At 59.7% G+C, this 17,586-nt stretch carries 17 protein-coding genes and 1 pseudogene; 12 read left to right on the plus strand and 6 right to left on the minus strand.

The window, feature by feature from the left end; genetic code table 11:
* Nucleotides 1–49: 49 nt before the first annotated feature.
* The 4 genes from ACZZ0K_RS07655 (at nucleotide 50) to ACZZ0K_RS07670 (ending at nucleotide 3,916) form a co-directional block, all read left to right on the plus strand.
* The gene (locus ACZZ0K_RS07655) at nucleotides 50–1,408 is read left to right on the plus strand and encodes an MATE family efflux transporter (protein ID WP_095182040.1); all 1,359 of its coding nucleotides are present in this window, start codon (nucleotides 50–52) and stop codon (nucleotides 1,406–1,408) included.
* Between the two features lie 88 nt (nucleotides 1,409–1,496).
* Nucleotides 1,497–2,522: an acyltransferase family protein gene (locus ACZZ0K_RS07660; protein WP_258706902.1), complete on the plus strand. Its 1,026-nt coding sequence runs from the start codon at nucleotides 1,497–1,499 to the stop codon at nucleotides 2,520–2,522.
* Between the two features lie 62 nt (nucleotides 2,523–2,584).
* Nucleotides 2,585–3,142, plus strand: coding sequence for a YceI family protein (locus ACZZ0K_RS07665; RefSeq protein WP_236168589.1), 558 nt, complete (start codon nucleotides 2,585–2,587; stop codon nucleotides 3,140–3,142).
* Nucleotides 3,143–3,229: 87 nt separating this feature from the next.
* Nucleotides 3,230–3,916, plus strand: a complete 687-nt coding sequence (locus tag ACZZ0K_RS07670; protein WP_110600861.1) for a GNAT family N-acetyltransferase — start codon at nucleotides 3,230–3,232, stop codon at nucleotides 3,914–3,916.
* 62 nt (nucleotides 3,917–3,978) lie between these two features.
* Here ACZZ0K_RS07670 and ACZZ0K_RS07675 read toward each other — a convergent pair whose 3' ends face one another.
* Entirely contained in the window at nucleotides 3,979–4,419 is a 441-nt protein-coding gene (locus ACZZ0K_RS07675) for a hotdog fold domain-containing protein (protein WP_258706901.1), read from the minus strand.
* Nucleotides 4,420–4,577: 158 nt separating this feature from the next.
* On the opposite strand from ACZZ0K_RS07675, the gene ACZZ0K_RS07680 reads away from it, so the two are divergent.
* The gene (locus ACZZ0K_RS07680) at nucleotides 4,578–5,210 is read left to right on the plus strand and encodes a TetR/AcrR family transcriptional regulator (RefSeq protein ID WP_258706900.1); all 633 of its coding nucleotides are present in this window, start codon (nucleotides 4,578–4,580) and stop codon (nucleotides 5,208–5,210) included.
* Between the two features lie 217 nt (nucleotides 5,211–5,427).
* On the opposite strand, the gene ACZZ0K_RS07685 is transcribed toward ACZZ0K_RS07680, so the two are convergent.
* Nucleotides 5,428–6,552 carry a DmpA family aminopeptidase gene (locus tag ACZZ0K_RS07685; RefSeq protein WP_258706899.1) on the minus strand — a complete coding sequence of 375 codons (1,125 nt, stop codon included), beginning with the start codon at nucleotides 6,550–6,552 and terminating at the stop codon, nucleotides 5,428–5,430.
* A gap of 73 nt (nucleotides 6,553–6,625) precedes the next feature.
* Entirely contained in the window at nucleotides 6,626–7,729 is a 1,104-nt protein-coding gene (locus ACZZ0K_RS07690) for a polyamine ABC transporter substrate-binding protein (protein WP_258706898.1), read from the minus strand.
* Nucleotides 7,730–7,840: 111 nt separating this feature from the next.
* On the opposite strand from ACZZ0K_RS07690, the pseudogene ACZZ0K_RS07695 reads away from it, so the two are divergent.
* Nucleotides 7,841–8,619 (plus strand): annotated as a pseudogene (locus ACZZ0K_RS07695) (helix-turn-helix transcriptional regulator).
* 122 nt (nucleotides 8,620–8,741) lie between these two features.
* Here ACZZ0K_RS07695 and ACZZ0K_RS07700 read toward each other — a convergent pair.
* A complete protein-coding gene (locus tag ACZZ0K_RS07700; RefSeq protein ID WP_258706896.1) occupies nucleotides 8,742–9,683 on the minus strand; it encodes a class I SAM-dependent methyltransferase in 942 nt (313 codons plus the stop codon).
* 198 nt (nucleotides 9,684–9,881) lie between these two features.
* Between ACZZ0K_RS07700 and ACZZ0K_RS07705 the strand changes: the two genes are divergently transcribed.
* The 4 genes from ACZZ0K_RS07705 (at nucleotide 9,882) to ACZZ0K_RS07720 (ending at nucleotide 12,601) form a co-directional block, all read left to right on the plus strand.
* Entirely contained in the window at nucleotides 9,882–10,295 is a 414-nt protein-coding gene (locus ACZZ0K_RS07705; RefSeq protein WP_056788985.1) for a response regulator, read from the plus strand.
* A gap of 56 nt (nucleotides 10,296–10,351) precedes the next feature.
* A complete protein-coding gene (locus ACZZ0K_RS07710) occupies nucleotides 10,352–11,020 on the plus strand; it encodes an HAD-IA family hydrolase (protein WP_258706895.1) in 669 nt (222 codons plus the stop codon).
* A gap of 351 nt (nucleotides 11,021–11,371) precedes the next feature.
* Complete coding sequence (locus tag ACZZ0K_RS07715; protein WP_095182032.1) at nucleotides 11,372–12,169, plus strand: SDR family NAD(P)-dependent oxidoreductase; 798 nt, start codon at nucleotides 11,372–11,374, stop codon at nucleotides 12,167–12,169.
* 21 nt (nucleotides 12,170–12,190) lie between these two features.
* Nucleotides 12,191–12,601 carry an SRPBCC family protein gene (locus ACZZ0K_RS07720; RefSeq protein WP_150741115.1) on the plus strand — a complete coding sequence of 137 codons (411 nt, stop codon included), beginning with the start codon at nucleotides 12,191–12,193 and terminating at the stop codon, nucleotides 12,599–12,601.
* Between the two features lie 48 nt (nucleotides 12,602–12,649).
* Here ACZZ0K_RS07720 and ACZZ0K_RS07725 read toward each other — a convergent pair whose 3' ends face one another.
* Complete coding sequence (locus ACZZ0K_RS07725; RefSeq protein ID WP_150634970.1) at nucleotides 12,650–14,044, minus strand: sensor histidine kinase; 1,395 nt, start codon at nucleotides 14,042–14,044, stop codon at nucleotides 12,650–12,652.
* Nucleotides 14,022–14,705, minus strand: coding sequence for a response regulator transcription factor (locus ACZZ0K_RS07730; RefSeq protein ID WP_056788996.1), 684 nt, complete (start codon nucleotides 14,703–14,705; stop codon nucleotides 14,022–14,024). The genes ACZZ0K_RS07725 and ACZZ0K_RS07730 overlap by 23 nt, the downstream gene beginning before the upstream one ends.
* Before the next feature lie 307 nt (nucleotides 14,706–15,012).
* Here ACZZ0K_RS07730 and ACZZ0K_RS07735 point away from each other — a divergent pair, with 307 nt between their 5' ends.
* Together ACZZ0K_RS07735 and ACZZ0K_RS07740 are read left to right on the plus strand one after the other, a co-directional pair.
* Nucleotides 15,013–15,942, plus strand: coding sequence for a hypothetical protein (locus ACZZ0K_RS07735; protein ID WP_056788998.1), 930 nt, complete (start codon nucleotides 15,013–15,015; stop codon nucleotides 15,940–15,942).
* A gap of 290 nt (nucleotides 15,943–16,232) precedes the next feature.
* Entirely contained in the window at nucleotides 16,233–17,576 is a 1,344-nt protein-coding gene (locus ACZZ0K_RS07740) for an NHL repeat-containing protein (RefSeq protein ID WP_463559035.1), read from the plus strand.
* Nucleotides 17,577–17,586 lie beyond the last annotated feature (10 nt).

The following is a 17,586-nucleotide window of genomic DNA, read 5'->3' on the forward strand; positions in this document are numbered from 1 at the left end:
GAAGCTATCGTCAATCAGGCCTGCCGCCGTCGAGATGGACCTCCATTCAATGCAAAGCGCCACCTTCGCCAAGCCGCTCTGGCAAACCTATCTGCTGTTTCTCGCGCCGATGGTCCTGTCGAACTTCCTGCAATCGATGTCCGGGACGGTCAACAGCATCTACATCGGCCAGATGCTCGGCACCCAGGCGCTGGCGGCGGTATCCGGCATGTTTCCCGTCGTGTTCTTTTTCATCGCCCTGGTCATCGGCCTTGGAGCTGGCGCGGGCGTGTTGATCGGTCAGGCGTGGGGCGCGCGCGAAACGCACATGGTCAAGGCGATTGCCGGAGCGACGTTGCTACTGGGTGTGTTGATCGGTTTGGTCGCGGCGGTGCTGGGCACGGTGTTTGCGCGACAGGCACTGACGGGGTTGGGCACGCCGGCGGATGTGCTCGACGACGCGGTGGACTATGCCCACGTCATGTTGTGGATTCTGCCATCGCTACTGGTATTCGTGCTGTTCACCCAATTGCTGCGTGGTGTCAGCGATACGCTGTCGCCATTACTCGCGCTGATCGTCTCCACCACCGTGGGGCTGGCGCTGACGCCGGCATTGATTCGCGGCTGGCTGGGCTTGCCACCGTTGGGCATTCAGAGCGCGGCGTATGCCGGGCTGGCGGGGAATCTCTCAGCAATGGCGTGGCTGGCCTGGCGGCTGATCCGCAAGGGCCATCCGCTGGCGCCGGATCGAGAGTTCTTTGCCGCATTGCGACTGGATCGGGTCATTCTCGGCAAGGTCCTGCGCATCGGCCTGCCCACCGGCGTACAGATGATCGTGCTGTCGTTATCGGAGCTGGTGATCCTGGCACTGGTCAACCAGCACGGCTCGCAAGCGACGGCGGCGTATGGCGCAGTAACGCAGATCGTCAACTATGTGCAGTTTCCGGCGCTGTCGATTGCGATCACCGCATCGATTCTCGGTGCCCAGGCAATCGGCGCCGGGCATCTGCAACGCATGGGTCCGATCCTGCGCACCGGGCTGTTGATCAATGTGTGCCTGACCGGTGGCCTGATTGTGCTGGGTTATCTGCTATCGCACTGGTTGCTGGGCCTGTTCCTGACCGAGGACTCGACCCGGGCGATGGCCGAGCATCTGCTGCACATCATGCTCTGGAGCCTGTTGGTGTTCGGCTTCCAGGCCATCATCGGCGGGATCATGCGCGCCAGCGGCACCGTCCTGGTGCCGGTGGTCATTTCGATTGTCTGCGTGGTCGGCGTGCAGTTGCCGGCGGCGTACTGGCTCGATGGGCAGTTCGGTTTGCAGGGTGTGTGGATGGCTTTTCCGGTTGCCTATCTGGGGATGCTGATACTGCAGACGCTCTATTACAAACTGGTCTGGAAACACCAGAAGATCGAGCGGTTGATTTAGGCACGGCGGACAAACATTTCTCTGTCCCCCGAGACGAAAGCATCGTAGCGTATGCGCCCACAACAATAAGGGAATGACGAGGGTTCAAGTGGGAGCTTTTCGACTGCTGTTGGCGGTGTTGGTCGCTGTATCTCATATGGGCAAAAAGTTCGCCGGACTGAATCCTGGTGTGATCGCCGTCATCTCGTTCCTGATCATCAGTGGATTCGTCATGGCTTCGCTCATCGAGCGAAACTACCGGGAGCCGAGGAAGATCGGTCTGTTCTATATCGACAGGGCTCTGAGGTTGTATCCGCAATTTCTGGTCTACTTCGTCGCCTCGTGTCTGGTTATTCATTTTCTGTTGCCCGGTACGCCCCAAGCGGCTGAGCTGACATGGAAGACCCTGTCCACCAGTTTGCTCATGCTACCGCTTGGCTATTACATGTTCGGCGTCGGCGGGACCGAGATCCTGCCACCGGGCTGGTCGCTGGGGCTGGAAATGAGTTTCTACATGCTGATTCCATTTCTGCTGATTTGCAAGGCGCAGGGTGTCGCCTTTGCTGTCTCGGTCGGGGTTTTTCTGCTGGCCTGCCTGGGCTTCATCAATACCGATGTCTATGGATATCGTCTGTTGCCGGGTGTGTTGTTCATCTTCCTGTGCGGCTGTTATCTATACCAACGCAATATCAGAGCAATGGTCGTTGTCACCGGCACAGCCGTTGCGGCGGGACTGCTGTTTCTAGCGATCATGGTCGGATGGATTGAGCGTCGTCCGTTCAATGCCGAAGTCACTCTGGGTATCGCCGTGGGCATTCCCTTGGTCTACCTGTTGACCAAACTCAAGTTCCACCGGATGGACGAGTTCCTGGGCAATATCAGTTATGGCGTGTTTCTTAACCACTTTGTGGTGATGTATCTACTGCGGGGTTTTTGGCCCGTCGCGTATGACGCCTACGTTGTCGGAGCGGTGCTGGCGTTGTCATTTTTCTGCAGTGGCCTGACGTATTACTGCGTCGAGCGACCGGCGCTGAAGTTGCGTCACCACCTGCGCGGCAGGGCGAAGGAAAGGCCGGTTCAACCGGGGAGCGCCGAGAAAATTGTATCCCCTTTGGGTGAGCGTGAACTGGCATAACGCTCGGCTGTTTGCTTAAGTCAACCAAGGCCCTCGACGACACACGCCGCCCGGAGAATTCCATGACGTCGCGATTGCTGCTGGTTGCCGCGTTTACATCCTTTGTCATGGCCTGTGCGCAGGCGGCTGAATATAACCGGGTCAACACCAGCGCCAGCCAGATCAGTTTCACCTACAACCAGATGGGCTCGCGAATGTACGGCACCTTTGGCAAGTTCGAGGCGGCTCTGGATTTAGATACCGAAAACCTTGCCAACGCCCGCACCACCTTGCATATCGACCTGAGCAGCATTGACGCCGGCAGCGAAGACGCCAATACCGAGCTGGTGAAACCCGCCTGGTTCGATACTGAAAAATTCCCGCTCGCGGTATTCGAGTCCCGTCGTTTCACCCAGGTGGCCGAGCATCGTTACCAGGTCGCCGGTCAGCTCACGCTCAAAGGCATCACTCGCGATGTCGAGGTGCCGGTAGAGCTGAAACCGGACAACGCCATTGGCATTTTCGATGGCGAGCTGGTGCTCAACCGTGAGGAGTTCGGCCTCGGCGCAGGCGAGTGGGCTGACAGCGTGGTGTCGAGGGACATCAACATCAAATTCAGGGTGGTGGCGCCACAACAGTGACGGTTCGATAGATTCGGCGCGGTATGATGTCGCGGTTCGTCGACGGCTCTGATCATCGGCAACGTTTTTTATCGCCGGAGTTTGCCCATGCCACGCATCACCCACTACACCTCCCCATGCCCGGAAAGCGTCAACAGCCAGATCCTGCAAATGGTCGTCGACTACCTGACCGACATCAGTGCGGTCGGCCTCGGCCCGAGCAATCTGCTGTACAACGTTTATCAGTACGCGGTGGGTTATGAGGTGCATCTGTACCTCGAGGCGTTGAACGGCCAGAAGGGCACCGAGGTGGAATTGCTGGTGGCCACTGACGATGAGGATCCAGAGCAAGTCATCGGATTTCTCATCTGTCTGCCGGTGCAGGGCGATTGGGAGGCGTGCAGCGTCGCGTACATGGCGGTGCGTGAAGGTCATCGGCGTCAGGGTGTGGCGCGGGCGATGCTCGCGGACATGGTCGGGCGCTATCCGCATGCGGAACTGGCCTGCAGCATTGGCAAGGTGCCGTATTTCGAGGCGCTGGGTTTCGAAGTGATCGGCCAGCGCGAAACGCAGGTGCTGATGAGCACGCGGCATTACCGCAGCAACGGCCTGCGCGGGTTCATCGACACCACGCCGATCTATCGCTCGCTGGAAGTGCAGCAGATTCACACCTATCTGCTGCAGAAGAACGGCAAGCGCGCGATGCTCGATGCGGAGAAACAACGCGATCGTCATCTGGATCAGACCAGCCGCCACGTAGAAGAATTTGTCCGTCAGCGCCTGACTCTGCACTGACCCGGCCAATAAAAAGCCCTTGCTGCGCATTGCGCAACGAGGGCTTTTTTGTGCCTGCAATCTCAACCGATCTTGACGTTCATGGTGATGCGCGCGGTGAAGACTTTTTTGCCCTCGGTATCGTGAATGTCGACGTTGACCACCTTGTCGCCATCGCTTTGCCAATCCACACCTTCGGCGCTGGCCACGGCGGTGACGTCGGTTTTCGCCTTGGCCAGGTATTCCACGGTCATGCCCTTTGGAATCCAGCGCGCGCCGGACGGGATCGAGACGTCGGTCATCATTCCGCCGGCCAGTTCCGCCGCGTTGCACAGGGCGATCGCATGCACCGTGCCAAGGTGATTGGTAATTTCCTTGCGAAACGGCACTTGTACGGTGGCGGCGTTCGGGCGCAATTCGCTGATCAGCGGATTGATGGTGCTGAAGTACGGGGCGAACTGACAGGCCATTTTGCTGAATGCATCCGCGCCGACGCTGTTGAACATGCTGAGAGATTGACTCATGGAAGCCTCACTGGGTGGTTTGCAGAATGATGTTCCGTTACAGAATAATGTTCTGTAACGGAACGGTATTCTGTTCGCGGCAAATCTGTCAACCTAGGCGCGATTTGTTCACGGGCACGTGACGCCTTTATCAACCTCCGTTTTTGGACCCGAGCAGCATGGACACCGCCGATCTACTGGAACGCAGCTACCCCGGCCGCCGCGCCGAACTCAAACGCGATATCTTTCGCAAGGCCCTGAGCCTGTTCAATGAACAGGGGATCGAAGCCACCACCATCGAAATGATCCGTGCCGAGTGCGACACCAGCGTTGGCGCGATCTACCACCATTTCGGCAACAAGGAAGGGCTGGTCGCGGCGCTGTTTTTCACCGCGCTGGAGGATCAGGCGTGTCTGCGTGATGCGTATCTGGACGCGGCCAATACCACTGAAGAAGGCGTGCAGGCGCTGGTCTTCAGCTATGTCGACTGGGTCGAGCAGCAGCCGCAGTGGGCGCGTTTTCAGTACCACGCACGATTCGCAGTGACCAAAGGCCCGTTCAAGGAAGAGCTGGCCGAGCGCAACAAGACGCGCAACCTGCGCTTGGGCCAGTGGTTGGCCGAATCGGGTCGCGCCGCTGAGCTTAAGGATTTGCCTGCGGAGTTGCTGCCATCGCTGATCATCGGCCAGGCGGACAGTTACTGCCGGGCCTGGCTGGCAGGGCGAGTTAAGGGCAGTCCGATGGCTTATCGCGAAGTGCTTGCGCAGGCGGCATGGCGGTCGATTCGCGCCGAAGGTCTCGCCGAGAACTGAAATACGCAGACAAAAAAAGAGCCTCCAAGCTCTTTGATGGGGAGGAAGTAGAGCCCGTGAGGCTCAAGAGGCGTGTGAAGCAGAACTTGGGCTTGATTGGGAGTCAGTACACCCACGCCTACGCAGCGCCGGATCAATCCAGGCACCGCGTAGCTTCATCCTGGGAGCGTGCAATGGACGACTCAAGTACCGCCAGTCGTCCCTGCACAATGCCGGTTCATGCCGGACGCGATCCCGGCCAACCGGATTTTTTCAGCGCCGCCAGAAGCGTCTGCGCATCCAGGCCCGGCACCGAATGGCCGTTGCCCTCGCTGCTGTCGCTGGCGAGCAGGGCATTGATGATCGCTTCTTCAACGGCTTCGGTCGCGGCCAGAAACAGCTCGCTGATGTGGTCGTTGTTGACCATGCGCAAGCCGTCGCAGGTGGCTGCGCGTTTAGCCTCATAAGCGGCGGGCGGGACGTGATCATTGCCGGTGGCGAAGGCAATGAAGATGTCGCCGCTGTGGTCTTCGTTACCGCCGCCGGTACGCGCCAGGCCCAGGCTGGCACGCTGTGCCAGGCGCGTGCATTGATGGGGCAGCAGCGGCGCATCAGTCGCCAGGCAAACGACGATCGAGCCCATGCCCGGGTGCGGCAGCGCTGCCCGCAGGAACGGTGAATCCTTCTGTTCCATATAGCGCCCGACCGGGTAACCATCGACGCGTAGTTCACTGCGAATGCCGTGGTTGGCCTGCACGATCGCGCCAACGGTCCAGCCACCCTGGGCAGCACTCAAACGGCGCGATGCGGTGCCGATACCGCCCTTGAATTCATGGCAGATCATGCCGCTGCCACCACCCACCGCACCTTCGACTACCGGCCCATCCACGGCGCCGTTCAGTGCCTCGGCGACATGCTCGGGCTTAACGTGAAAGCCGTTGATGTCATTGAGCAGTCCATCGAAGGTTTCCAGCACCACCGGCATATTCCAGTAAAGCCGCCCATCATCCGGCTGTTGCTCACGGTCCAGCACAATCAGCGCATCCCGCACCACACCCAGGCTGTGGGTGTTGGTAAAGGCAATCGGACTGGTCAGCAGACCGGCCTCGCGAATCCATTCCAGGCCGGTCGCATCACCGTTGCCATTGAGTACATGCACGCCGGCAAAGCACGGTTGCTGGCTGGTCGAGCCGGGGCGCGGCTCGATCAGCGTGACGCCGGTGCAGATGTCACGGCCGCTGCTGCTGCGACCGCGTACATTGCTGTGACCGACGCGCACGCCCGGCACATCGGTGATGGCATTGAGCGGGCCGGGTTGCATCTGGCCAATCAGGATATCGAGATCACGGGCACGCGGATTCATAAGGTTCAGTCTCTTGATTCAAAAGGTCGGGCGGCTTACCGCTCGGATTAGGCAGGCAGATTTCTCGCGCGGACTACTGGCCGTTCTTGACCTTGCTCCACACCCGCGTACGCACGCGTTCGGCGGCTTTGGGCAAGGGTTCGAGGGTGTAGAGGGTGGCCATGGCGGCAGGGGACGGGTAGACCGCCGGGTTGTCGCGAGTTGCTGCTGCCACCAGCGTTGTCGCGGCGCGATTGCCATTCGGGTACGACAGGTGATCACTGACCGGCGCGATCACCTCCGGCCGCAGCAGGTAATCGATAAACGCCAGGCCCTGGGCGCGATTGGGCGCGTCCTTGAGCAATACCAGAGTGTCGAACCACACCGGCGCGCCTTCCTTTGGCAGGCTGTAGGCGATCTTTACGCCATTATTGGCCTGCTCGGCGTTGGTCTTGGCTTCGAGCATCGCCCCGGACCAGCCAACCGCCACGCAGATATTGCCGTTGGACAGATCGCTGATGAACTTCGAAGAGTTGAAGTAGGCGATGTGCGGGCGCAGCCTGAGCAGCAGTGCTTCGGCTTTTTTGTAGTCCTCGGGATCGGTACTGTTGGGCGGCAAGCCCAGGTAATGCAGGGCGACCGGCAGCATTTCCGACGGCGAATCGAGCATCGCCACGCCGCACTCGGCCAGTTTGGCCAGATTGGCTTCGTTGAACAGCAACTCCCAGGAGTCCACCGGCGCTTTGTCACCCAACACGGCGCGGACTTTGTCGACGTTGTAGCCGATGCCGTTGGTGCCCCACAGGTAAGGCACGGCGTACTGATTACCCGGATCGTTGACCGCGAGTTTTTTCAACAGCTCGGGGTCGAGATTCTGCCAGCCTGGCAGTTGATCGCGAGGCAAGGGGGCGAGGGCGCCGGCCTTGATCAGGGTCGGCAGGCTGAAGTTGCTCGCCACGACAACGTCGTAGCCGCTGCGGCTGGTCATCAGTTTGCCTTCGAGCACTTCGGCGCTGTCGAAGGTGTCGTACACCGGCCGGATGCCGCTGTCGCGCTGGAAATCGTGCAGCGTGTTCGGCCCGATGTAGTCGTACCAGTTGTAGACATGCACGCTCGGTACGTCTGCCGCCATGGCGACCGAGGAGAGACAAAAACAGGCCAGCAGGCCCGGGTTGATAGATCCACGGTGACGACGCATGATGCGGCACTCCTGGCCTGTCGCAGGCCGGTGAGGAACTGGAGTGGTCAGGCTAACGGGCCGGTCACACCAGCCCCATTCCCATCATGGGTTACTCGAAAGGGGTAGTGCGTGGACGCGTTGTTGCAGGAATTGCCGGTGCATCAGAGTCTGGCGCGGGTATTTTCCCACCTCGGGCAGGAGGGTTTCTGGCGGGCGCTGGTAGACACTCTGCGCCTGCTGGTGCCGCTGGACAATGCCCTCGTCGCCCTGATGCAGCCCGGCCAGCCGCCGCGTTTGCTGATCGACTTCGACAGCAAGGGGGCGTGGACGACCAGCAGGAGCTGGCCGGTTATACCGCCGGCATGTACCTGCTCGATCCGTTCTATCAAGCCGCCGTCAGCGGGATCAGCGACGGCCTGCACAGCCTGGCCTCTGTTGCGCCGGATCAGTTTCTGCACAGCGAGTATTACCAGAGCTACTTTCGTGCCGTGGTGGGCGAGGATGAATTGCAGTTTCTGATCAACGTCGAAGGCGCGGTACTCGGCTTGTCACTGGGCCGCTCGACCGCGTTTGGCATGGCCGAGCAGGGCCGACTGTTGTGCATTCGTGATTGGGTATTGGCGGCGATGCATCGCCACATGCAGTTGCTGCCGCCGCAAGGGCCGGTGGCTGACGCGGTGGTAGGTGATCTGGCGACGCTGCTGGACCGTTTCGATGCCCGGCTGACCGCGCGCGAGATCGACACGGCGCGCCTGATCCTGCAGGGCTTTTCCAGCAAGGCGATGGCCCAGCAGATGGGGATTTCACCGGAGACCGTGAAGGTGCATCGACGCAATCTCTATCACAAGCTCAACGTCACCGGGCATGGTGAGTTGTTTGCGCTGGTGCTGCGGCCGACGTCTTTGTGACCAACGCAGAATTTGTGTGGGAGTGAGCCTGCTCGCGAAAGCGGTGTATCAGTCAACAAAATTGTTATCTGACACTGCGCTTTCGCGAGCAGGCTCGCTCCCACAGGTGAACTTACGCTGTGTTAGTGGCTGCGCTGGAAGACCAGGGCTTTCAGGCCGCTCTCTGGATCGATATCGGGAAACTCCGGCGGGTTGTCCAGCCGATGATCGAAGCGCAGGCTCGGCGCTTCCTGGGTCACGCCATCAATGAGAAAGTCGGAACCGAACGACGGATCGTTCATGCACGCCAGCACTGTGCCTTGCGCAGTCAACAGTTCCGGCAAGCGGCGCAATACGCGTTGATAGTCCTTGGTCAGCAAAAAGCTGCCTTTCTGAAACGACGGCGGGTCGATGATCACCAGATCGTACGGGCCGCTGTTGATCACTTTGCCCCAGGATTTGAACAGGTCGTGGCCGAGAAAGCTGACCTTGCTCAGGTCGTGGCCGTTCAAACGGTGATTGTCGCGACCTCGGCTCAGCGCGGCGCGGGACATGTCGAGGTTGACCACATGGCTGGCGCCGCCCTCGATTGCCGCCACGGAAAAGCCGCAGGTGTAGGCGAACAGGTTCAACACCCGCTTGCCCGCTGCCTGTTCGCGCACCCAGTTGCGGCCGTAACGCATGTCGAGAAACAGTCCGGTGTTCTGCTTGCGTCCCAGGTCGACGCGGTACTGCAAGCCGCCCTCGACGATGGTCATTTCTTCGATTTCCTCACCGATCAGCCATTCGGCCGTGCTTTGCGGCAGGTAACGGTGCTGGATCAGCAAACTGTGCGCGCCGGACTGCTGCCACTCGGCCGAGGCGGCGAGGTGCAATAGCCAATCCCGCAGATCTTGCAGCTGCTCAGGCGCCGGTTCCTTGAACAGCGACACCAGCACCACGCCCTGCAACCAGTCCACGGTCAGTTGCTCCAGCCCCGGCCAGCAGCGTCCGCGCCCGTGAAACAAACGGCGGGTTTCGCTGGGCGCCGTTGCCAGTGCGGGCAGCAAATGAGCGTGGAGGGTAGCGAGGGCTTCAGGGTTCATGGATCAGGATCGGACAGTCAAAGGGCCGGCATTTTAACCACAAATGAGGGGATTCGATGGGCGCCGCGCTTCGAAAAACAACACCTTGGCGAAATCCTCTGTATCAAAAATGAATTTCTACAGGGCGCGCTGCTCATACCAGATAAGCAGCGGATTCAAAACCGCTTATCAAAAATGTAATTCGGGGGAGTGCTGTTCATGTGCCCTACACCTACGTCGAGCGCGCACCTTCCTGGCGGGTTGATTCTGGTTGTCGAGGACGATCCGTTGATTCTGGAGTTTCTTTGCGAAATTCTTCAGGAGGAAGGGTTCAAGGTCGAACCGCAAACCAGCGCCGACGCCGCCTCACTGTATCTGGAAGAACACGCGGCGAACGTCGCGCTATTGCTGACCGACATCACCATGCCCGGCACGCTTAACGGCGCCGACCTGGCGAATCTGGTCGGCGATCGCTGGCCGGAAAAACCGGTGATGGTCATGTCCGGCTATGAAACGCCGGAGACCTCCGGGGTCAAGCATTCGGTGGCGTTCATCAAGAAGCCGTGGGCGATCGGTCAATTGCTCGACTGTGTGGAAAGTGCGTTCAAATCCAAGGCCCCGCAGTTGCACTGACAAGTGCTACATTGCCGGGCCAGGCTGTCCGGCCAACTGTCAGAGGATTTGTTCTTTTGTCTGCACAAGCATCGGTTTTTGATCGCGCATTCGGCGCGTTCCTGTTCGACATGGACGGCACCGTCCTCAATTCCATCGCCGCCGCCGAGCGCATCTGGTCAGCGTGGGCGGTGCGCCATGGCGTGGAGGTCGAGACGTTTTTGCCGACCATCCATGGCGCACGGGCGATCGACACCATCACCCGGCTGAATCTACCGGGCGTGGATGCCGAGGAACAAGCGGCGTTCATCACCGCAGCGGAAATCAATGACGTTGAAGGCATTGTCGAGATCCCTGCGGCGGCGGCATTTCTCAATGCTCTGCCGAAAGATCGCTGGGCAATGGTGACGTCTGCGCCTCGCGATCTGGCGTTGCGGCGGATGGCGGCGGCGGGTATCCCCGAGCCGGCGGTCATGATCACGGCGGAAGATGTAAAGGCTGGCAAACCTGATCCTGCGGGGTATCTGCTGGCGGCAAAAAAGCTCGGTGTCGAGCCAGCGGATTGCCTCATTTTTGAAGACGCCACGGTTGGCATTCAGGCTGCGGAAGCGGCGGGCGCTGCACTGATGATCATCACCACCACGCACCAGCACCCGATCGAAACGGCGCATGCGACGTTGGCCAGTTACGATGCGATCGGCGTCAGCGTCGGCGCCGATGGTCTGCTTCGTCTGACGGAAATATGATCTGTTCCGAAATGCCCCTCACCCTAGCCCTCTCCCGGAAGGAGAGGGGACTGACCGGGGGATATTCAGGTAATACGCCGACGTGAAAAGTCTTCTCTGAATCCATAATCGCTATGGTCTTTCAGGTCGAGGGCAAACTCAGCACAACTCGATCGGTTCCTTCTCCCCCGGGAGAGGGCTAGGGTGAGGGGCTACGGTCTGCCAGACACAGGGGATCGTCGATCAAACAACATCCCCGTCACCGGTCGGCAGCTCAACCATGCCGGCAATATCGCAACTACGCTGATCCATGCTTGTGAAATCGTCGCCAAAGTCGAGCGCGGTGGAACTCCTTGCTAATGAGGTAAACGCATGAAGATCGATCTGAGTGGAAAACTGGCCATCGTCAGCGGCAGTACCGGCGGCATCGGTCTGGGCATCAGCCAGTCGCTGGCCGAAGCCGGGGCGACGGTGGTGGTCATCGGTCGCGACACGGCTAAGGTCGAGCAGGCGCTGGCGAGCATACGCCAAGCGGTGCCCAGCGCGCAGTTGCGCGGTCTGACCGCTGATCTGGGCACGGCCGAGGGCGCGGAAAAGCTGTTCGCCGCCGAACCGCGCGCGGACATTCTGGTGAACAACCTCGGCATCTTCAACGACGTCGATTTCTTCGAGACTCCCGACAGTGAGTGGACGCGCTTCTACGAGGTCAACGTGATTTCCGGCGTGCGCCTGGCGCGGCATTATGTGCCGGCGATGGTTGAGCAGGGCTGGGGCCGGGTGATCTTTCTGTCATCGGAATCCGGCGTGGCGACGCCGGCGGACATGCTCAATTACGGCGTGACCAAAAGCGCCAACCTGGCGGTGTCCCACGGCCTGGCCAAACGTCTGGCTGGTACCGGTGTCACGGTCAATGCAATCCTGCCGGGACCGACCTTCACCGACGGCCTGCAAGACATGCTCAGAGACGCGGCCGCCGAATCGGGGCGCGAGCTGCGCGACGAAGCCGACGCCTTTGTACGCAAGGCCCGTCCGACTTCGATCATCCAGCGCGTGGCGGATGTTTCGGAAGTGGCGCATCTGGTCACGTACATTGCTTCACCACTGTCCTCGGCCACCACGGGCGCAGCCTTGCGCGTCGATGGCGGTGTGGTCGACAGCCTGACGATCTGAATTTTCCAAAAGAGAGGTTTTATGCCAACTGCATCTGCAACCATCGACATCCCGGCCTCGGCCGATCAGGTCTGGCAGTTGATCGGCGGCTTCAACACGCTGCCGGACTGGCTGCCGTTGATCACCAACAGTGAACTGAGCGAAGGCGGGCGAGTGCGCACCCTGCACACCGCTGACGGCGGCGTAGTGGTCGAACGTCTGCAGACTTTCGACAACGCTGCCCGAACGTACAGCTATTCGATCGAACAGGCACCGTTTCCGGCCAGCGATTACCTGGCGACGATCAAGGTTGAAGCCCAGGGGCAGGGGGCGCGGGTGACGTGGTCGGGGCGCTTCAATGCGGTCGGCGTGAGCGATGAAGAAGTGGTGGCGCTGTTCAACGGCATCTACCAGGGCGGGCTCGAAGCCTTGCGGGCGAATTACCCGACCTGAGACGCAGATCGTTCCCACGCTCTGCGTGGGAACGATCGGCGCGAGACGTCAGGCCTGACTGATCAAACTCTGCCGACAATCCAGCACCAGTTTCGCCCCACCCAGATCACTGCTGCCGACTTCAAGACTGAAGCCGTGCAAGCTGACAATCGCCGCGACAATCGACAGCCCCAGACCAAAGCCACTCTGCGGCTGGCCACCCTCGGTGCGATAAAACCGCTGGAACACCGCCTCACGTTCCGCCTCGGGAATCCCCGGCCCTGAATCGTGCACCTCGATCCGCGTCTCCCCACCGGCATTGACCCCACGCAACATCACCGTGCCGCCGGGCGGGGTGAATTTGATCGAGTTGCTCAGCAGGTTCGCCAACGCTTCGAACAGCAGCGCGCGGTCGCCGTTGAGCGGCGGCAGCGTCTCCGGCATGTTCAACTGGAAACGCAGATCGCCTTCCTCGGCCAGCGGCAGATAGAACTCGTGCAACTCCTCCAGCAAACGCACCGGATCAAGTTCGACGAAACCTGAACGGCGCTGGCGATCCTCCAGCTCGGAAATCCGCAACAAACCGCGAAAGCGCGCCATCAGCGTATCCGCTTCAGCCAGTACCAAGTCCAGTTGCGCCGCTTCTTGCGAACCTTCGCCGGCCTGTTGCTGCATGCGATACAACTGCGCGCGCAGGCGGGTCAGCGGCGTGCGCAAATCGTGGGCGATGTTGTCGCAGACGCCCTTGACCTCGTTCATCAAGCGCTCGATGCGCTCGAGCATGGCGTTGACGATGGCGGCGAGCATGTCCAGTTCATCGCGGCGATTGGACAGCGGCAAGCGGTGCGTCAGGTCACCGGCGACGATGGCTTGGGCGCTGTTCTGAATCGCGCGGATGCGCTGCAACGGTCGACGCCGCAGCAGATGCCAACCGGCGACCCCGGGAATAATCGTCAACGACACACCCCAGAACAGCGCGTGCAAAATGATCCGCGTCACCGCGAACAGCGAGCCATTGTCACGCAGCAGCACCAGCCAGCGCCCGTCACGGGTTTGCGTGGCCACGGCATCGCAGCTGTCGCTCGGCAGGGTCGGGTCATCGGAATCGGCGCACTCGGCGAGCATATGGATCTTGCCATCCAGCGGCAGTCCTTCGGGAATTTGCTGGAGTGCGCCGCCCAGGTAAACACCGTCAGCGCTGAACAGACCATAGGCGTCGATACCGCGAATATCGAAGGTCATGCTGGCCGCGAGGGCGTCTTCGAGTTGCTCGCCGCGAAAATGCGAGAACAGGTGCTGACGTTGCATCAACGAATGTTTGGCCAGTTTGTCGAGGTAGCCGGACACCTCGTAATACATGACCCCCATGAGGATCGCGCTCCACGCCACGAACAGCGAACTGTACAGTGCCAGCAAGCGGCTGCTGGAGGAGCGCCAGCCGTCAGACGGGTTCGGCAATGACATAGCCCGAGCCCCGTACCGTGCGGATCAGCGGAACGTTGCCGGCTGCGTCGATCTTCTTGCGCAGACGGCCGATGTGCACGTCGATGAGGTTGGTGCCCGGGTCGAAGTGATAACCCCAGACCTCTTCGAAAATCATCATCCGCGAGAGAATCTGGCCGCTGTTGCGCATCAGAAACTCGAGCAGTTTGTATTCGGTGGGCAACAGCGTCAGCACCTGCTCGGCGCGGCGGGCTTCGTGGCTGATCAGGTCGAGTTCGAGGTCGGCGACTTTCAGCGTTGTGGCCTGGGTGGCGACGCTGTTCTGCCGGCGCAGCAACACTTCAACCCGCGCGGCCATTTCATCGGTGGCGAACGGCTTGGTCAGGTAGTCATCGCCACCCGCGCGCAAGCCGCGCACGCGCTCATCGACGTCGGAGAGGGCGCTGATCATCAGAATCGGCGTCGCCACGCCCATGGTGCGCAGGGTGGTGACGATGGCCAGACCATCAAGCTCGGGCAACATGCGGTCGAGGGTAATCAGGTCGTAGTTGCCGCTCACGGCGCGGTCGAGGCCTTCGCGGCCATTGTCGACCCAGTCGACGTCCAGCCCGTGGCTGCTCAGTTCGGCAACGATTTCCCGCGCGGTCACGGCGTCGTCTTCGATGGTCAAGATACGAGTCATAGGCAGGCCTGCTGATCGGTTCAAACGGAATGGCAGCATTTTGCCAAGAATTTGCCGTGACGCTTTAAATTAACTTTCATCTTCATCGCCTGTTGAATCAGAACTGATCGGATTTGCCACGCTTTGGTTAATGCAGAAAACCCGCAATCGTATGCGCTTTATTGCAAGTTGCACGGTCCGAGGAAGTTCAAGTTTTGTAACTCATTGAAAGAAAAGGAGTTATTAAAAGTGCTTGACTGGCACGGTCACTGCAATTCCTCACACGACGACTTGTAACACCATTTTTCATGCCTGGAGCACTACAACAATGAATAGATCCCCTGATGGCTATTATCCTGCCTTGGAAGAGTCGAGCAGCGTGTCAGGCGTGTCCTGGGGCGCGATCTTCGCCGGTGCTGCGGCTGCCGCCGCGCTGTCGATGATTCTGGTGCTGCTCGGGTTTGGCCTGGGCTTTTCGGCTGTATCACCGTGGGCCGGAGAAGGCGTCAGCGCCAAGGGCCTGGGCATTTCAACGATCGTCTGGCTGGCGGTGACGCAGATCATCGCTTCCGGCATGGGCGGCTACATTGCCGGCCGTCTGCGCGTTAAGTGGGCCAACATGCACGGTGACGAAGTCTACTTCCGCGACACCGCCCATGGTTTCCTCGCTTGGTGCGTCGCTACTTTGGTGACCGCTGTGCTGGTGGTCGGTTCGGTCAGCAGCGTCGTCAGTGGCGGTGTGCAGGCGGGTGCCAACGTCGTCGGCGGTGCTGCCGGTGCGATGAGCCAGGCCGCCGGCTCTGCCGCGGCCAATACTGACAGCGATCAGTACGGCTACTTCGTCGACAGCCTGTTCCGCGATGATCGTCCTGCTGCCGTCAGCGATGACGCTGCACGCGGCACTGTGACCCGCATCTTCACGCAAAGCCTGGCCAACGGTCAGCTCAGCGCCGAAGATCGCACCTACCTTGCACAACTGGTATCGCAACGTACCAACCTGAGCCAGGCCGATGCTGAACGTCGTGTCGACGAAATCTACGCCAACACCCAGAAAGCCATCGCTGACGCCAAACTGAAAGCTCAGCAAGCGGCCGATACCGCCGCCAAAGTCGCTGCCTACACCTCGCTGTGGATGTTCGTCGCGCTGCTGGCCGGTGCGTTCTTCGCCAGCCTGGCAGCCACCTTCGGCGGTCGTCGTCGCGATGCAGTCGAGTACGTTGAAGTCGACACCTACACCACTACCACTCCGGTCCGTTAAAAAGGAGAGTCACCATGCGCTCATTACTGCTGTTTTTCCTCGGCGTACCGATCCCGATCATCATCCTGATCGCCCTGTTCGTACACTGATCCCTCTGAGGCAGGATGCCTCTGCCGCTTTCATCTTCGGGTGAAAGCGGCTTTTTCATTTATGGCTCACAGGGTCATGAATATGGCTCGCAAGGTAATCACGACTAGTATTTTTGACAGGTGGCGTCGCGGGCCTAAAGTGCTGGAATCGGGGCAGGAATGAACACAACGTTTGTTCGGATTTGCCTCGAGGGACTGGACGTGAATACGCGATTGAAATTTGAAAACGCAGGAACGTTTGATCCGGCTTTTGCTGATGCGGGGCTCTTGAGCTTTCCAGTGAACGGATTGCCTGGATTTGACGCAGCAGCTGTATTGGCAGTGTCTGGAAAAAAGACCCTTGTCGGATTTTATCCATCGGTAATTTATGGACCGGCAACCGTTGCACGTTTCCATGAGGACGGAGCGCTGGACACTGACTTCGGGAAGGAGGGTGTTGTAGAGATCGCTTTGGAAAACGCAACCATGGCGCATGTTCTGACGCTCAGCGCGCTGAACGATGGTGCCTGGTTGTTGCAGGGCACCTATGAGCAGGAAGGCTATGTAGAAGGTATTGCGCTGGTACGTTGTCTCCCTGACGGGCAGCAAGATCAGTCTTTCGGTGAGAAAGGTGTTCGTTACCTTCGTTTCGATCAAATGGACAAACCTGAGCCATATGAACCCGGCAACGCGAAGCCAGCCTTGCGACATGTGCAAAGAGCCTTTTCTTCGGGTGCGGCTGCGGGCTCCGGCATGTCCATGGTTGAGCAATCCGACGGCAAGTTGGTCGTGATCTTCCACGTCTATAACGATGAGTCCGAAAAGTCGCGTGGCATCGTGCTGCGACTGAACGCGGACGGGAGTAGCGACAAGACGTTCAACGATCACGGATTCGCCCTGATCGACTTCGACAACAGTTCCAATCATGCGTTGGGTGTTGCCGTTCAGTCAGACGGCAAGATCCTTGTCTGCGGTCGATACCATGACCAGACGCCGGGCCTTCAAGGCGGTTATCTGGTGCGTTTCGATGCATTCGGGCGTATCGATACCACGTTCAATGGCGGTGAGGTTTTCAAGTTGAAAACTCGCTATGAGGAATTCAACGCGGTATCGGTAAGAGAAAGCGATGGGCTCATCGTCGTCGCCGGCGCTGCCGCCCCGCAGGGCGCACTGCAAGGTGCACTGGTCGTTTTGAACGCCAATGGCAGCTATAACCTGGTCTTTAACCAAGGGAAACCTTTGTATTCGCCTTTGCTGAAGTCGGGCATTCATTGGAAAAATTGCGTAGTCCAGACCGACGGGTCGATTGTAGTAGGCGGGCATGGCAGCGGCGCATACATCAACGGTAGCGATTTGTACGTGGCTGCGCGTTTTCTGGCTGATGGATCTCTGGACAAGGCATTCAATAATGTAGGCTTTGCCATTTTCGGAGTTGAAGGAAAGCAGTGTTATTACAAGAGCATGAGCTTGATGGACGATGGACGAATCATTGCGTGCGGTTATCAGGCGCTCGAATACGGTTGGGGGCTGGTGACCGGTGGGTGGGTCATACGCTTTCTGGTTTGACAGAGCGCAA

Source organism: Pseudomonas sp. AC255, assembly GCF_979258175.1.

What these genes read in the sequence shown, in the direction of transcription:
- ACZZ0K_RS07675 (WP_258706901.1), bottom strand. Translation starts at nt 4,419, where the DNA reads ATGAGTCAATCTCTCAGCATGTTCAACAGCGTCGGCGCGGATGCATTC.
- ACZZ0K_RS07685 (WP_258706899.1), bottom strand. Translation starts at nt 6,552, where the DNA reads ATGAATCCGCGTGCCCGTGATCTCGATATCCTGATTGGCCAGATGCAA.
- ACZZ0K_RS07700 (WP_258706896.1), bottom strand. Translation starts at nt 9,683, where the DNA reads ATGAACCCTGAAGCCCTCGCTACCCTCCACGCTCATTTGCTGCCCGCA.
- ACZZ0K_RS07715 (WP_095182032.1), top strand. Translation starts at nt 11,372, where the DNA reads ATGAAGATCGATCTGAGTGGAAAACTGGCCATCGTCAGCGGCAGTACC.
- ACZZ0K_RS07655 (WP_095182040.1), top strand. Translation starts at nt 50, where the DNA reads ATGCAAAGCGCCACCTTCGCCAAGCCGCTCTGGCAAACCTATCTGCTG.
- ACZZ0K_RS07680 (WP_258706900.1), top strand. Translation starts at nt 4,578, where the DNA reads ATGGACACCGCCGATCTACTGGAACGCAGCTACCCCGGCCGCCGCGCC.
- ACZZ0K_RS07730 (WP_056788996.1), bottom strand. Translation starts at nt 14,705, where the DNA reads ATGACTCGTATCTTGACCATCGAAGACGACGCCGTGACCGCGCGGGAA.
- ACZZ0K_RS07690 (WP_258706898.1), bottom strand. Translation starts at nt 7,729, where the DNA reads ATGCGTCGTCACCGTGGATCTATCAACCCGGGCCTGCTGGCCTGTTTT.
- ACZZ0K_RS07665 (WP_236168589.1), top strand. Translation starts at nt 2,585, where the DNA reads ATGACGTCGCGATTGCTGCTGGTTGCCGCGTTTACATCCTTTGTCATG.
- ACZZ0K_RS07705 (WP_056788985.1), top strand. Translation starts at nt 9,882, where the DNA reads ATGTGCCCTACACCTACGTCGAGCGCGCACCTTCCTGGCGGGTTGATT.
- ACZZ0K_RS07725 (WP_150634970.1), bottom strand. Translation starts at nt 14,044, where the DNA reads ATGTCATTGCCGAACCCGTCTGACGGCTGGCGCTCCTCCAGCAGCCGC.
- ACZZ0K_RS07735 (WP_056788998.1), top strand. Translation starts at nt 15,013, where the DNA reads ATGAATAGATCCCCTGATGGCTATTATCCTGCCTTGGAAGAGTCGAGC.
- ACZZ0K_RS07670 (WP_110600861.1), top strand. Translation starts at nt 3,230, where the DNA reads ATGCCACGCATCACCCACTACACCTCCCCATGCCCGGAAAGCGTCAAC.
- ACZZ0K_RS07720 (WP_150741115.1), top strand. Translation starts at nt 12,191, where the DNA reads ATGCCAACTGCATCTGCAACCATCGACATCCCGGCCTCGGCCGATCAG.